The organism is Streptomyces sp. Mut1, assembly GCF_030719295.1.
Lineage (GTDB): Bacteria > Actinomycetota > Actinomycetes > Streptomycetales > Streptomycetaceae > Streptomyces > Streptomyces castrisilvae.
The window spans coordinates 5,565,812-5,581,399 of record NZ_CP120997.1 but is presented as its reverse complement, the minus strand read 5'-3'; the positions used below and the strand labels follow the sequence as shown (position 1 = coordinate 5,581,399).

Here is a 15,588-nt window from a genome sequence, read left to right as displayed (position 1 = left end):
CGTTCTGCGCACTGCTTGCTCTGCCCGGACGGCTCACCGAGCCGCCGGTACCCCCCTCGCAGAAGGAGTCCGCGTGAGATCCACGCCCAGCCGTCGTACCACCGCGACCGGCGCTCTGATAGCCGCAGCAGCCCTCCTCGCCGTAGGAGTGCAGACCGGGTCGGCCTCGGCCGCACCGGACGCGGGCACCACCAAGGCCTCCACCGCCTCCACGGCGAACCCCGGCGCCCTGCCCAAGCAGCTCTCGCCCTCGCAGCGTGCCGAGCTGATCCGCGAGGCCACCGCGAGCACGGCGGCCACCGCCAAGGACCTCGGTCTCGGCGCGCAGGAGAAGCTCCTCGTCAAGGACGTCATCCAGGACGTCGACGGCACCACGCACACCCGGTACGAGCGCACCCTCGACGGACTCCCCGTCCTCGGCGGCGACCTGGTCGTCCAGGAGTCGAAGGCCGGCGTGACCCAGAGCATCACCAAGGCGTCCAACGCCACCACGAAGCAGCTCAAGGCCGTCGGCCTGACCGCGGACGTGACCCCCGCGGCCGCCGAGAAGCAGGCCGTCGGCCTGGCCAAGGCCGACGGCTCGTCCAGGACCGCCGCCGACAAGGCCCCCCGCAAGGTCGTCTGGCTGGCCTCCGGCACCCCGCAGCTCGCCTACGAGACCGTGGTCGGCGGCCTCCAGGAGGACGGCACCCCCAACGAGCTGCACGTGATCACCGACGCCAGCTCCGGCGCCAAGCTCTACGAGTGGCAGGCGATCGAGAACGGCATCGGCAACACGGAGTACAGCGGCCAGGTCACCCTGAACACCTCGGGCACCGCCGGTTCGTACAACCTGACCGACACCACGCGCGGCAACCACAAGACGTACAACCTGAACCACGGTACGTCCGGCACCGGCACCCTCTTCTCCGGCGCCGACGACGTCTGGGGCGACGGCAACGGCAGCAGCCCGGAGACCGCGGCGGCGGACGCCCACTACGGTGCGGCCGAGACCTGGGACTACTACAAGAACGTCCACGGCCGGACCGGCATCAAGGGCGACGGCGTCGGCGCGTACTCCCGCGTCCACTACGGCAACAACTACGTGAACGCCTTCTGGAGCGACAGCTGCTTCTGCATGACGTACGGCGACGGCAGCGGCAACGCCGCGCCGCTGACCGCACTGGACGTCGCGGCCCACGAGATGAGCCACGGTGTCACCTCCAACACCGCCGGCCTGAACTACAGCGGTGAGTCCGGCGGCCTCAACGAGGCGACCAGCGACATCTTCGCCACCGCCGTCGAGTTCTACGCGAACAACGCCACCGACAAGGGCGACTACCTCATCGGTGAGAAGATCGACATCAACGGCGACGGCACGCCGCTGCGCTACCAGGACAAGCCCAGCCGGGACGGGATCTCGAAGGACGCCTGGTACTCCGGCCTCGGCAACATCGACGTGCACTACTCGTCGGGCCCGGCCAACCACTTCTTCTACCTCCTCTCGGAGGGCAGCGGCGCCAAGACCATCAACGGCGTCAGCTACGACTCCCCGACCTCCGACGGCCTGCCGGTGACCGGCATCGGCCGCGCCAAGGCCGAGCAGATCTGGTTCAAGGCGCTCACCACCAAGTTCACCTCCACCACCAACTACGCGGCGGCCCGCACCGGCACGCTCGCCGTGGCCGCCGACCTGTACGGCGCCACCAGCACCGAGTACAAGGCGGTGCAGGACGCGTGGGCCGGCATCAACGTCGGTGAGCGCTCCGGCGGCGGCACGGACCCGGGCGAGCCCGGTGACGGCACGGTCTTCGAGAACAAGGCCGCCGTGTCCATCCCGGACGCCGGCGCCGCGGTCACCAGCTCGGTCACCGTCACCGGCCGCACCGGCAACGCGCCCAGCGCCCTCAAGGTCGGCGTGGACATCACCCACAGCTGGCGCGGTGACCTGGTCATCGACCTCGTCGCCCCGGACGGCAGCACCTACCGGCTGAAGAACGCCAACATCAACGACTCGGCGGACGACGTCAAGACGACCTACACGGTCAACGCCTCGTCGGAGACGGCCAACGGCACCTGGAAGCTCAAGGTCCAGGACCTCTACTACTACTACGGCGGTCAGATCAACAGCTTCAAGCTGACCTTCTGATCCGGACGCAACGCACCATCCCCCACCGCACGATCCGCCGCTGACGCGGCATCCCGCCCGGGAGGAGACATCTCCTCCCGGGCGGCTGCGCTGTGTGCGGTCAGTTCGGGTTGTCCGCGTGGGTCAGGGTCTCCCAGGCGACGAACAGGTTGTTGGACCCGGCGGGCCGCTGCCGCTCGGTCAGCGTCGCGGTGTTGGTCATCGCGATGCCCATCCGGTTGCGCAGCGCGTTGAACCCGACCTCGGTGACCGGGCCGAGGCTGTCCTTGAGGCTCCCGCCGCACAGGTTCGGCGGAACGGGGTTGCCGACCTGGTACGTGGCGTGCAGACCGAGGGCGTGGCGCAGCCGTTCGGCGATCTCCGGGTAGAGGTCCTGCCCCTGGATCCGGCTGGTCTCGGCGATGTGCGAGATGGCGGAGATCCCGTATCCGGTGTGGGTCAGATCCCGGCAGGTCTCCTGCGAGAGGCCGTTCATGAAGGTCGACTGGCCCTGCCAGTAGTTGATGATCTTCTCGCGGGTGTCGAGGCCACTGCCCGGCGCGGTCTTCGGCAGCGCTCCGTCCTCGGTCACATAGATGTACGCGGGGACACGTCCGCGGAATTTGGTGACGGCCTTGTCGTACGAGGCGCGGTCCTCCAGGAAGACCGAGATGCCGATCGCGGCCTCGGTCATGCTGAGTTCCCAGTTGCCGTTGCTGTTCGAGCCGTTGATGACCTCGGGCAGATAGACGTCGCGCAGCATGGTGGCGAAACGGCCGGAGTCCGGCCAGTCGCCGTACGTGTACTTGATGATCTCGGCGGCCCGGGGCCAGGACGAGCCGGCCCAGCCGGTCTGGAGCGGGGCGTTGCTGTTGGTGTGGTCCCGGATCACGGCCGACCAGGCGTCCATGATCTCGACGGCCTTGGCGGCGTAGCGGCTGTCCTGGGTGATGTACCAGGCCAGCGAGAGGGTGTAGGCGGCTATCGCGTCCTCGCGCTCGTCGGTGCAGCCGTTGTTGGGGTTGGAGTAGGAGCCGCACTCCACGACGGCGCGGGGCTTGGCCGTGCGGCCGAGCGAGGCGTACTTGCTCGCCATCATCTGGTCGTACGCGCTCTTCCAGGGCTGCGCCCCGGCCTGCACCTTGGCGCGTACGAAGTCGAGCTGGGGGCGGCTGACGAGTACGCCGGGATGGGTGAAGGACGCGGGGGCGGCGGCCCCCGCCGCTGCCGGGGCGGCGTCCGGCCCGGCCCGGCCGGCCGAGGCCGGGGTCATGGAGATGCCGGTGAGCAGGGCCGCGAGGGCGGCGGCGAGGCCGAGGCCGCGTCCGATGGTTCCGGTGCGCATGTGGGGCTGCCTTCCGGTGCGGAGGGAGGGGCCCACAACTCGGCCCGGATCACAGGGAGTTCATATCTGTGAACATCGGGTCGAGCTGTGAACGCCGCGATGAGTGAGGAACCTAAAGGCATCCCATGGACACGTCAAGGACTTGTGTTCAGGAAGCGAAGGACCCGCACCCGGGCAGCCGAAGGGTCCGGCACCCCGCGGTGCCGGACCCAGGTGACACGGACCGTCAGCGCATCAGCACGCCCGCGCCCTCGCCCGCCGCGCCCGTCGGCTGCGCGACCAGGCCCAGTTCGGCGCCATGGGCCAGCAGCCGGTGGGCGGGCAGCACCCGCACGGTGTAGCCGTACGGTCCCGTCCGGTCCAGGGCGAGCGGGCCCTCGTACAGCCAGCGGCCCTCCAGATCCTGGCCGCCCGCCGGCTTCAGCGGGAAGACCTGGGCGTCGAAAATGGCGTCGGCCGAGTCCACCCGCCCGGCCACCGCCTGCACCTCGACGTCGTCCGGCTCCAGGGCGCCGAGGGTGATCCGGACCCGCAGCGCCAGCGTGGAGCCCAGCTCCGCCGACGTACCGGCCCCGGTCGGCGTCACCGCCTCCACATGGTCGACGGCCACCCGCGGCCAGGCCGCCGTGACCTTCGCCTTCCAGACGGCCAGCTCCCGGGCCTGCGGCACGCCCAGGGACCGCTGGGCGACGGCGGCCGGGGTGTACAGCCGCTCCACGTACTCCTGGACCATCCGGTCGGCGAGCACCTTGGGCCCCAGCGTGCCCAGCGTGCGGCGGACCATCTCGATCCAGCGTCCCGGCAGCCCCTCGTCGCCCCGGTCGTAGAAGCGCGGCGCGACCCGGTCCTCGATCAGCTCGTACAGGGCGTTGGCCTCCAGGTCGTCGCGCCGGTCCTCGTCCAGGGCGCTGCCGTCGGCCGTCGGGATCGCCCAGCCGAAGTCCGGCTCGAACCACTCGTCCCACCAGCCGTCCAGCACGGACAGGTTGAGGCAGCCGTTGAGCGCGGCCTTCATCCCGCTCGTCCCGCAGGCCTCCAGCGGGCGCAGCGGGTTGTTCAGCCAGACGTCGCAGCCCGGGTAGAGCTTCTGGGCCATCGCCATCCCGTAGTCGGGCAGGAAGACGATGCGGTGGCGGACGCGGGGGTCGTCGGCGAACCTGACCAGCTCCTGGACCAGCCGCTTCCCGCTGTCGTCGGCCGGGTGCGCCTTGCCCGCGACGACGATCTGGATCGGCCGCTCGGGGTGCAGCAGCAGCCCGCGCAGCCGGTCCCGGTCCCGCAGCATCAGCGTCAGCCGCTTGTACGAGGGGACGCGGCGGGCGAAGCCGATCGTGAGGACGCCGGGGTCCAGCACGCCGTCGATCCAGCCCAGCTCGGCGGGGAGCGCGCCCCGGGTGAGCCAGGAGGCGTGCAGCCGCTGCCGTACCTCGGTCACCAGCTGTTCGCGCAGGGTCCGGCGCAGCTCCCACAGCTGCCGGCCGGGGATGGACGCCACGGAGTCCCACCGCCCCGGTGTGCCGCCGGACTCGGTCCGCAGCCGGTAGACCTCGGGGGCGACCCAGGTGGGTGCGTGGACCCCGTTGGTGACGGAGGTGATGGGCACCTCGGGGGCGTCGAAGCCCGGCCAGAGCCCGGCGAACATCTCCCGGCTCACCTCGCCGTGCAGCGTGGAGACGCCGTTGGCGCGCTGGGCGAGCCGCAGCCCCATCACCGCCATGTTGAAGACGCCGGGGTCACCGCCCGTGTAGGTCTCGGTGCCCAGTTCCAGGACCCGGTCGGCGGGTACGCCGGGGAGTTCGCCGTCCTCGCCGAAGTGGCGGGCGACGAGCTCGCGGTCGAAGCGGTCGATTCCGGCCGGGACCGGGGTGTGGGTGGTGAAGACGGTCCCGGCGCGGACGGACTCCACCGACGCGTCGAAGTCCAGGCCCGTCGTGGCCAGCTCGCGGACGCGTTCGAGGCCGAGGAAGCCGGCGTGGCCCTCGTTGGTGTGGAACACCTCGGGGGCGGGGTGGCCGGTGAGCCGGCAGTAGGTGCGCACCGCGCGGACCCCGCCGATGCCCAGCAGCATTTCCTGGAGCAGCCGGTGCTCGCTGCCGCCGCCGTACAGCCGGTCGGTGACCTCGCGTTCGCCCGGGGCGTTCTCCTCGACGCCGGAGTCGAGCATGAGCAGCGGGACCCGGCCGACGTGGGCCTGCCAGATCTGGGCGTGCAGGGAGCGGCCGCCGGGCAGCGCGAGGACGACCTGGCTGGGGGTGCCGTCGGCCTCCCGGACCAGGGTGAGCGGCAGCTCGTTGGGGTCGAGGACGGGATAGTGCTCCTGCTGCCAGCCGTCCCTGGACAGGCTCTGGCGGAAGTAGCCGTGGCGGTAGAGCAGGCCGACCCCGATGAGCGGGACGCCCAGGTCGCTGGCGGCCTTGAGGTGGTCGCCGGCGAGGATGCCGAGCCCGCCGGAGTACTGCGGGAGGGCGGCGGTCACCCCGAATTCGGGTGAGAAGTAGGCGATGGCGGCGGGGAGCGCGCCGCCCTGTTCACGCTGCTCCTGATACCACCGGGGTCCCTGGAGGTACTCCCGGAGGTCGGCGGACGCCTCGGCGAGCCGGTGCAGGAACGCTTCGTCCCCGGCCAGCTCGGCGAGCCGCCCCGCGGAGACGGAACCGAGCAGGCGTACGGGGTCGCACTCCGCCGCGGGGCCGGCCGCCGGGTCGACGGCACGGAAGAGCTCACGGGTCTCGGTGTGCCAGGACCAGCGCAGGTTGCGCGCCAGCTCGCTGAGGGGTTGGAGGGAGTCGGGGAGGACGGGACGCACGGTGAATCGACGAATGGCCTTCACGCGTTCCACCTTTACAGGGGACGTACGAATCGGAGCGGGACGCACCACCATGTGCGCCGCTCCGTCACCCTCGACGGTAGCCGCGGGCCGCCGGCCGCGGCACGGCGCGCGCATACCGGGCGGAGTGCGACCGGTGCGTCCGGGCATCCGTGCGCTCCGGTCCCGTACGCCCCTTTCGCCACCGCACACACAACCGGACCCGGCCGGCACAGGCGTTATCGGAACGCCCCCGTGCGCCCGAGCGGACGACTTGTCACCGGATTGGCCCACCGTGATGCGGGGGAAGGCTTCTCCGGTACCCGGTACGAATGCATTCGGATGGCAGCCGGCGAGGGTTCATTTCCGGCAGGCGCGCGATTCATTCCCGGACCGCCGGTGATCGGCCCCCGGTTTGTATACGACCTGTTTCGGCTGCCATTCGAGTGAACGCGGACAGGAGCGGCCATGCCCACACCCCACCAGCCATCCACCGAGCGACTAGAAAGGACGCGACCCCACCCTCGCGGCGCGCGCGTTCAGCCTTCGGCGCCCGCCGCACGCCTTGTCGAGTCCGAGATCCAGTCCCCAGGTGATTCCATGATCGGTCGCATTCCCGTCCTCGACGTCCATCCGCTCGTCGATTGCGGCAGAAGGCCAGCGAAGGCCGTTGCCGGTGAGACCTTCCAGGTCACCGCGACCGTCTTCCGGGAGGGCCACGACGCGGTGGCGGCCAATGTGGTGCTGCGCGGTCCGGGCGGGCGTCCGGGCCCGTGGACGCCGATGCGCGAACTGGCCCCGGGCACCGACCGCTGGGGCGCCGATGTGACCCCGGACGCCGAGGGCCGCTGGACGTACACCGTCGAGGCGTGGAGCGATCCGGTCGCCACCTGGCGGCATGCGGCGCTGATCAAGATCCCGGCGGGCATCGACACCGCGCTGGTGCTCGCCGAGGGCGCCGAGCTGTACGAACGGGCCGCCGAGGGTGTGCCCAAGCGGGACGGCCGCGAGGCGGTGCTGGCCGCGGTCGACGCGCTGCGCGACGAGGCCCGGCCGGCCGGGGCGCGGCTCGCGGCGGCCCTGGCCCCCGAGGCCGCCGACGCGCTGGCCCGCCACCCCCTGCGCGAGCTGGTCACGGCCTCGCGCCCGCACCCGCTGGTCGTCGAGCGACGGCGCGCGCTGTACGGCTCCTGGTACGAGATGTTCCCGCGCTCCGAGGGGGCCTCGGTCGAACCCGCGAAGGCGCCGCGCAAGGGGCGCAGGGCGAAGGCCGCCGCCGCGCCGGAGGCGCCCCGGATCGTCAGCGGCACGTTCCGCACGGCGGCCGAGCGGCTGCCCGCGGTCGCCGCGATGGGGTTCGACGTGGTCTATCTGCCGCCCATCCATCCCATCGGCACGAGCCACCGCAAGGGCCCGAACAACTCGCTGACGCCCGCTCCGCACGACGTGGGCGTGCCGTGGGCGATCGGTTCGGCCGAGGGCGGCCACGACGCGGTCCACCCGGATCTCGGCACGCTGGAGGACTTCGCCCATTTCGTGGAGACGGCCCGCAACCTGCGGATGGAAGTGGCCCTGGATTTCGCGCTCCAGTGCTCGCCGGACCATCCGTGGGTGGAGAAACACCCCGAGTGGTTCCAGCACCGGGCGGACGGCAGCATCGCCTATGCGGAGAATCCGCCGAAGAAATACCAGGACATCTTCCCGATCGCCTTCGACAAGGATCTCCCGGGAATCGTCACGGAGAGCGTGCGCATCCTCCGGTTCTGGATGGACCGGGGTGTGCGGATCTTCCGCGTCGACAATCCGCACACGAAACCGGTGATCTTCTGGGAGAAAGTGATCACCGAGATCAACCGTACCGATCCCGATGTGATCTTCCTGGCCGAGGCATTCACCCGGCCCGCGATGATGCACACCCTGGCCACCATCGGATTCCAGCAGTCGTACACGTATTTCACCTGGCGCAACAGCAGGCAGGAAATCACGGATTACGTGACCGAACTGGCCGGTGGGACCGCCTCGTTCATGAGGCCGAATTTCTTCGTGAACACCCCCGACATCCTTCCCGGATACCTTCAGGAGGGCGGCAGGCCGGCCTTCGAGGCACGGGCGGTGCTCGCGGCGACCCTCTCCCCCTCCTGGGGGGTGTACGCGGGGTTCGAGCTGTGCGAGAACACCCCGACCGACCACGGCAGTGAGGAGTACCTCGACTCGGAGAAGTACGAGATCCGGCCCAGGGACTGGGAAGCCGCAGAGCGTGAGGGCCGTTCGCTGGCCCCGCTCATCACCTCGCTCAACCGGATCAGGCGCCGCCACCCGGCGCTGCAACAGCTGCGTGACGTGCACTTCCACACGTCCGACAACGACGCCCTGATCGTGTACAGCAAGCGCTCCGGTTCGAACATCCTTCTGGTGGTCGTCAACCTCGACCCGCACCACACCCAGGAGGCGACCGTCTCGTTGGACATGCCGCGACTCGGCCTCGACCGGCACGAGAGCGTGCCGGTGCGCGACGAGCTCACCGGCACTTCCTATCACTGGGGCAGGACCTTCTATGTGCGTCTGGAGCCGGGCGTGACGCCCGCGCACATCGCCGTCCTGCGACCGTCCCCGCCGACCGGAGGGTCACCCACACCATGATCGTCAATGAGCCCGTCCACGACCTGTTCGCGGACACCCCGGCCAAGGACCGCGATCCCGACTGGTTCAAGCGTGCCGTTTTCTACGAGGTCCTCGTCCGGTCCTTCCAGGACTCCAACGGCGACGGCATCGGAGACCTGAAGGGGATCACCGCCAAGCTGGACTACCTCCAGTGGCTGGGCGTCGACTGCCTCTGGCTGCCGCCGTTCTTCAAGTCGCCGCTGCGCGACGGCGGTTACGACGTCTCCGACTACACCGCCGTGCTGCCGGAGTTCGGCGACCTCGCCGACTTCGTGGAGTTCGTCGACGCCGCCCACCAGCGCGGCATGCGCGTGATCATCGACTTCGTCATGAATCACACCAGCGACCAGCACGACTGGTTCCAGCAGTCCCGGACCGACCCGGACGGGCCGTACGGCGACTACTACGTCTGGGCCGACGACGACAAGCAGTTCCAGGACGCCCGGATCATCTTCGTCGACACCGAGACGTCCAACTGGACCTTCGACCCGGTGCGCAAGCAGTACTACTGGCACCGGTTCTTCTCGCACCAGCCCGATCTCAACTACGAGAACCCGGCGGTGCAGGAGGAGATCATCTCCGCGCTCCGCTTCTGGCTGGACCTCGGCATCGACGGCTTCCGGGTCGACGCCGTGCCCTACCTCTACCAGCGCGAGGGCACCAACTGCGAGAACCTCCCCGAGACCCACAACTTCCTCAAGCGGGTCCGCAAGGAGATCGACGCCAACTACCCGGACACGGTCCTGCTCGCCGAGGCCAACCAGTGGCCGGAGGACGTCGTCGACTACTTCGGCGACTACCGGGGCGGCGGCGACGAGTGCCACATGGCGTTCCACTTCCCCGTGATGCCGCGGATCTTCATGGCCGTACGGCGGGAGAGCCGCTACCCGGTCTCGGAAATCCTGGCCAAGACACCGGCGATCCCCTCGGGCTGCCAGTGGGGCATCTTCCTGCGCAACCACGACGAGCTGACCCTCGAAATGGTCACGGACGAAGAACGCGACTACATGTACGCGGAGTACGCCAAGGACCCGCGGATGCGCGCCAACATCGGCATCCGCCGCCGCCTCGCCCCGCTGCTGGACAACGACCGCAACCAGATCGAGCTGTTCACCGCGCTGCTGCTGTCGCTGCCGGGCTCCCCGATCCTCTACTACGGGGACGAGATCGGGATGGGCGACAACATCTGGCTGGGCGACCGGGACGCCGTACGCACCCCGATGCAGTGGACGCCCGACCGCAACGCCGGCTTCTCCTCCAGCGATCCGGGACGGCTCTTCCTGCCCACGATCATGGACCCGGTCTACGGCTACCAGGTCACCAACGTCGAGGCGTCGATGGCCTCCCCGTCCTCGCTGCTGCACTGGACCCGGCGGATGATCGAGATCCGCAAGCAGAACCCGGCGTTCGGCCTCGGCACGTACAACGAACTGCCGTCGTCCAACCCGGCGGTGCTCGCCTTCACCCGGGAGCACGGGGACGATCTGGTGCTGTGCGTCCACAACTTCTCGCGGTTCGCGCAGCCGACCGAGCTCGATCTCAGGTCCTTCAACGGGCGTCATCCGGTGGAGCTGATCGGCGGGGTGCGCTTTCCCCCCATCGGTCAGTGGCCCTACCTGCTGACGCTCGCGGGACACGGCTTCTACTGGTTCCGGCTGCGCAAGGACGCGCCGCCGAGCTGACCCCGCGCCGGGCCGCCCGGCGCCACCGCGGGGCGGTTTCCGCCGCCCCGCACGGGGCACTCTCCCCCGATACCGGGTGGTTCAGGAAGCTTCCTGGATTCTCCTGGCGTTTCGATCCCCTCATGTCGAGTCCGTACGGATCATCCTGACCCGACACGTCCCGCACAGCCGGACAGCCAATGCCGCAATCCGGGACACTCTTCGCATCCTGTGGTGTGCCCGGGGAAAGGACGCGATGCCATGTCGGAGGCTGCATCCGCTCAGGTCACCCTGGCGAACAGCACAGCCCTGCTTCCGTCTCTCGGACCGCTGCTCCACGAATGGCTGCCCCGGCAGCGGTGGTTCGCGGGGAAGGGCCGGTCCATCACCGCGTTCTCGCTCGTCTCGGCCACCGAGATACTGCCGGTGGACCGCGCCGACGACGACCGCGCACCCGGGCTCCTGCACCTGCTGGTGCGGGTCCATCAGCCCACCATGCCCGCCCAGCCGCCCGTCGACTGCTACCAGTTGCTCCTCGGCGTACGCTCCGCGCCGCCGCAGCACCTGGCGCCCGCCCTCATCGGCCGGGTGCCGGACGGGCCGCTGGCCGGGCTGACCGTCTACGAGGGCCTGCACGATCCGCACCTGGCGGCCCTTCTGCTGGAACGATTGCGCACCCCCGGCCGGCTCGGCGCCGTCTGCTTCGACCGGGGCCCCGAGCCCATCCCCCAGGACCTGCCGCCGCGCGTGCTGGACACCGAGCAGTCCAACTCCTCACTGGTGTACGGCAACTCCTACATCCTGAAGATCTTCCGCCGGGTCTTCCCCGGCACCAACCCCGACCTCGAACTGCCGCTCGCGCTCTCCCGCGAGGGGTGCGGGCGGGTGCCCGCGCCCGTCGCCTGGTTCGAGGCCGCGACGCCGGAACGGCTGACGCTCGGGGTGCTCCAGCCGTTCCTGCCGGGCGCCCAGGACGGCTGGCAGCTCGCCCTGCGCGCCCTGGCCACCGGGCACGACTTCCTGGCCGAGGCCCACGCGCTGGGCCGGGCCACCGCCGAGGTCCACACCGCGCTCGCCGCCGCCCTGCCCACCCCGGTGCTCCGCCGCTCCCAGACCGACGAGCTGGCCGCCGCCATGGTGGAGCGCCTGGAGGCGGCCGCCCACGCGGTGCCCGAGCTGGTCCCGTACGTCCCCGGGCTGCGTACCGCCTTCGACGCGGTCGCCGCGCTCGGGCACCGGGGGCGCAGCTGGGCCGCCCAGCGGGTGCACGGCGACCTCCATCTCGGCCAGACCCTGCGCGGCGCCGACGGCTTCTGGTCGCTGATCGACTTCGAGGGCGAGCCGGCCCGGCCGCTCCCGGAGCGCCGCAGCCCGCAGCCCCCGGTGCGCGACGTGGCCGGCATGCTCCGCTCCTTCGACTACGCGGCCCGCTCGCACCGGCCCTGGAAGCCCGAGTGGGCGGCCCGCTGCCGGGACGCCTACTGCGACGGCTACGCCGAGGCGGCGGGCGCCGACCCGCGCGCCGAGCCGGAGCTGCTGCGCGCCCACGAGACCGACAAGGCGGTGTACGAGGTGCTGTACGAGGCACGGCACCGGCCCGACTGGCTCCCGGTCCCGATGGCCGCCATCCACCGCCTGGCCTCCGGCACCGTCCGCTGAGCACCGCGACGCCCCGTACCCCCTCGTCCGCCCCACCCCCCAACACCTCCGAGGAGGCTGTCCCTGTGACCGCCCGCAAGCCGTCCCGCAAGCCCGAGCCCGCCGCTCCCGCCCCCGAGACCCCGCTCGCCGCCACCCTCTCCTCCCCCCAGGTCGCCGCCGCGGCCGCCGAGCACGCGGAGGCCGTCGCCGCTCCGGCGGCCGGGGCCCTGGCATCGGCGGAGCCGGCCGCGCCGCCCGCGAAGAAGCGCGCCACCCGGGCCGCGAAGAAGCCCGCGCCGACGGCCGCCGCCGCCCCGGCCAAGCGCGCGAAGAAGGCCGCCGCGCCGCCCCGCCCCCGTAGCGCGGGCAACCAGGGCCTGCGCCCGGCCGGTGAGCTGGACGCCGGGGACCGGGGCCGGCTCCTGGCGGGCGGGCACCACTCCCCGCACGACCTGCTGGGCGCGCATCAGGTGCGCGGCGGGGTGGAGATCCGGGTGCTGCGCCCGTTCGCCCGGTCCGTCACCGTGCTGGCCAAGGGGCTGCGGGCGCCGCTGCACAACGACGGGGACGGGCTGTTCTCCGGTCTGCTGCCGGTGCCGGCGGTCCCGGAGTACCGGCTGCTGGTGGCGTACGAGGACAACGAGATCGAGATCCACGACCCGTACCGCTTCCTGCCCGCGCTCGGGGAGCTGGATCTGCACCTGATCGGGGAGGGCCGGCACGAGGAGCTGTGGACGGCGCTCGGTGCCCGGACGATGGAGCACCAGGGCGTGGCCGGGACCCGGTTCACGGTGTGGGCGCCCAACGCCCGGGGCGTCCGGGTGTGCGGTGACTTCAACTACTGGGACGGCACGGGCTTCCCGATGCGGTCGCTCGGTTCGTCCGGGGTGTGGGAGCTGTTCCTGCCCGGGACCGGCGAGGGCGCGTTGTACAAGTTCGACGTCTGCCGCCCGGACGGTTCGCACACGATGCGCGCCGACCCGATGGCCCGCCACACCGAGGTGCCGCCGGCCAACGCCTCGGTCGTGACGGCCTCGCACCACGTCTGGCGGGACCAGGAGTGGATGGCGAAGCGCGGGGACGTCCCCGTGCACGAGGCGCCGCTCTCGGTGTACGAGGTGCACCTGGCTTCCTGGCGGCCCGGCCTGACCTACCGGCAGCTCGCCGAGCAGCTCCCGGCCTACGTAAGGGATCTGGGCTTCACTCATGTGGAGCTGATGCCGGTGGCCGAGCACCCCTTCGGGGGTTCCTGGGGCTATCAGGTCACCGGTTTCTACGCCCCCACCTCCCGGATGGGTTCGCCGGACGACTTCCGCTTCCTGGTCGACGCGCTGCACCGGGCGGGGATCGGCGTCATCGTGGACTGGGTGCCGGCGCACTTCCCGCGCGACGACTGGGCGCTCGCGGAGTTCGACGGCCGCCCGCTGTACGAGCACGCGGACCCGAGGCGGGCCGCGCATCCGGACTGGGGGACCCTGGAGTTCGACTACGGGCGGACCGAGGTGCGCAACTTCCTGGTCGCCAACGCCACGTACTGGTGCGAGGAGTTCCACATCGACGGGCTGCGGGTGGACGCGGTCGCCTCGATGCTCTACCTGGACTACTCGCGCGAGGACGGCGAGTGGTCGCCCAACGAGTTCGGGGGCCGGGAGAACCTGGACGCGGTCGCCTTCCTCCAGGAGATGAACGCCACGGTCTACCGCCGCAGTCCGGGCGTCGTGACCATCGCCGAGGAGTCGACCGCCTGGGACGGGGTGACCCGGGCCACCGACCGGGGCGGCCTGGGCTTCGGCCTGAAGTGGAACATGGGCTGGATGCACGACTCGCTGGTGTACGTCTCCAAGGAGCCGGTGCACCGCAAGTACCACCACAACGAGATGACGTTCTCGATGGTGTACGCGTACAGCGAGAACTACGTGCTGCCGATCTCGCACGACGAGGTGGTGCACGGCAAGCGGGCCCTGGTCAGCAAGATGCCCGGCGACTGGTGGCAGCAGCGCGCCAACCACCGCGCCTACCTCGGCTTCATGTGGGCCCACCCGGGCAAGCAACTCCTGTTCATGGGCCAGGAGTTCGCGCAGGGCGCCGAGTGGTCGGAGGGCCACGGCCCGGACTGGTGGCTGCTGGACCCCTCGTACGCGGCGGAGAGCGACCACCGCGGGGTGCGGACGCTGGTGAGCGACCTCAACAGGGTGTACGGGGCGACGCCCGCGCTCTGGCAGCGCGACACCCTGCCGGAGGGCTTCGCCTGGGTGGACGGGGGCGCGGCCGAGGACAACGTGTTCGCGTTCCTGCGCCACGACGCGAAGGGTGCGCCGCTGCTGGCCGTCTGCAACTTCTCGCCGGTGGTGCGGCACGAGTACCGCGTCGGGGTGCCGGAGGGGCCCCGGGCGTGGGAGGAGGTCCTGAACACGGACGCGGCCCGCTACGGCGGCAGCGATGTGCTCAACGGTGAGCCGCTGAAGCCGCAGGACGTGGCGGCGCACGGCAGGGCGTCGAGCGTGACGCCGACGCTGCCGCCGCTGGCGACGGTGTGGTTCAGGCCCGTGTGACCGGCTGACGGACCGAGGGGGGGCGGGGGCCGCAGGTGGCCCCCGCCCCCGGGCGGTTCAGAGCACGTCCGCCAGCTCCTGGAGGAGCCGGCGCTTCGGGCGGGCGCCCACCATGGACTTCACCGGCTCGCCCGCGCGGAACACCATCAGGGTGGGCATCGACAGGACGCCGTACCGGGCGGCGGTCCCCGGGTTGTGGTCGACGTCGATCTGGACGATACGGAGCCGTTCGCGCTCCTCGTCGGCGATGGCGCCGAGGACGGGGGCGAGCTGGCGGCAGGGTCCGCACCAGTCGGCGGTGAACTCCACCAGGACGGGCCGCCCCTCGCCCAGCACCTCGGTGTCGAAGGTCGCGTCGGTGACCTCGTCGACACCCATCATGTGGATCATCTGTCATCCTCCCAGTTCGCAGCGTGGTTCGGGGCCGCCGGGCAGTCCGGCGGAGGCCTCCAGCTCGGCACGGGCCAGCTGGGCGCCCACCTCCGAGCGGACCGTCCGCAGCTGCTCGATGAGCGCGTCGAGCTCACCGAGCTTGCGCCGGTAGACGGCCAGCGAACCGGGGCAGGAGTCCCCCGCCGGATGCCCCGCCCGCAGGCACTCCACGAAGGGGCGGGTCTCCTCCAGGTCGAAGCCGAAGTCCTGGAGGGTCCGGATCTGCTGGATCAGCCGCAGGTCGCTCTCGTCGTACGTGCGGTAGCCGTTCACCGCCCGTCGCGCGGGCAGCAGCCCGCGCGACTCGTAGTAGCGCAGCGTCCGTGTGGTCGTCCCGGCCCGTTCGGCCAGCTCCCCGATTCGCATACCGCGACCGTAATCCT

9 protein-coding genes are annotated in these 15,588 nt (G+C 71.1%); 5 read left to right on the top strand and 4 right to left on the bottom strand.

The features are described from left to right. Positions 1 to 73 precede the first annotated feature (73 nt). A complete protein-coding gene (locus P8A18_RS24410; RefSeq protein ID WP_306057629.1) occupies positions 74 to 2,128 on the top strand; it encodes a M4 family metallopeptidase in 2,055 nt (684 codons plus the stop codon). A 100-nt stretch (positions 2,129 to 2,228) separates the two neighbouring features. On the opposite strand, the gene P8A18_RS24405 is transcribed toward P8A18_RS24410, so the two are convergent. Both P8A18_RS24405 and glgP read right to left on the bottom strand, forming a co-directional pair. After that, complete coding sequence (locus P8A18_RS24405) at positions 2,229 to 3,452, bottom strand: alginate lyase family protein (protein ID WP_306057627.1); 1,224 nt, start codon at positions 3,450 to 3,452, stop codon at positions 2,229 to 2,231. A 226-nt stretch (positions 3,453 to 3,678) separates the two neighbouring features. Beyond that, entirely contained in the window at positions 3,679 to 6,282 is a 2,604-nt protein-coding gene (gene glgP / locus P8A18_RS24400) for an alpha-glucan family phosphorylase (RefSeq protein ID WP_306057625.1), read from the bottom strand. Positions 6,283 to 6,858: 576 nt separating this feature from the next. Between glgP and P8A18_RS24395 the strand changes: the two genes are divergently transcribed. From P8A18_RS24395 to glgB, 4 genes are all read left to right on the top strand, one after another. Further along, positions 6,859 to 8,898 (top strand): alpha-1,4-glucan--maltose-1-phosphate maltosyltransferase, encoded by a 2,040-nt coding sequence (locus P8A18_RS24395; RefSeq protein ID WP_306057623.1) that lies wholly within the window; start codon positions 6,859 to 6,861, stop codon positions 8,896 to 8,898. Beyond that, positions 8,895 to 10,601, top strand: coding sequence for a maltose alpha-D-glucosyltransferase (gene treS / locus P8A18_RS24390; RefSeq protein WP_306057621.1), 1,707 nt, complete (start codon positions 8,895 to 8,897; stop codon positions 10,599 to 10,601). Before P8A18_RS24395 ends, treS begins: the two co-directional genes overlap by 4 nt. 240 nt (positions 10,602 to 10,841) lie before the next feature. Next, positions 10,842 to 12,239, top strand: a complete 1,398-nt coding sequence (locus tag P8A18_RS24385; RefSeq protein ID WP_306057619.1) for a maltokinase N-terminal cap-like domain-containing protein — start codon at positions 10,842 to 10,844, stop codon at positions 12,237 to 12,239. 65 nt (positions 12,240 to 12,304) lie between these two features. After that, positions 12,305 to 14,773 (top strand): 1,4-alpha-glucan branching enzyme, encoded by a 2,469-nt coding sequence (gene glgB / locus P8A18_RS24380; RefSeq protein ID WP_306057616.1) that lies wholly within the window; start codon positions 12,305 to 12,307, stop codon positions 14,771 to 14,773. A 57-nt stretch (positions 14,774 to 14,830) separates the two neighbouring features. On the opposite strand, the gene trxA is transcribed toward glgB, so the two are convergent. Both trxA and P8A18_RS24370 read right to left on the bottom strand, forming a co-directional pair. Then, entirely contained in the window at positions 14,831 to 15,163 is a 333-nt protein-coding gene (gene trxA, locus P8A18_RS24375) for a thioredoxin (protein ID WP_306057614.1), read from the bottom strand. Positions 15,164 to 15,166: 3 nt separating this feature from the next. Next, positions 15,167 to 15,571, bottom strand: coding sequence for a MerR family transcriptional regulator (locus P8A18_RS24370; protein WP_306057612.1), 405 nt, complete (start codon positions 15,569 to 15,571; stop codon positions 15,167 to 15,169). Between the last annotated feature and the right edge of the window lie 17 nt (positions 15,572 to 15,588).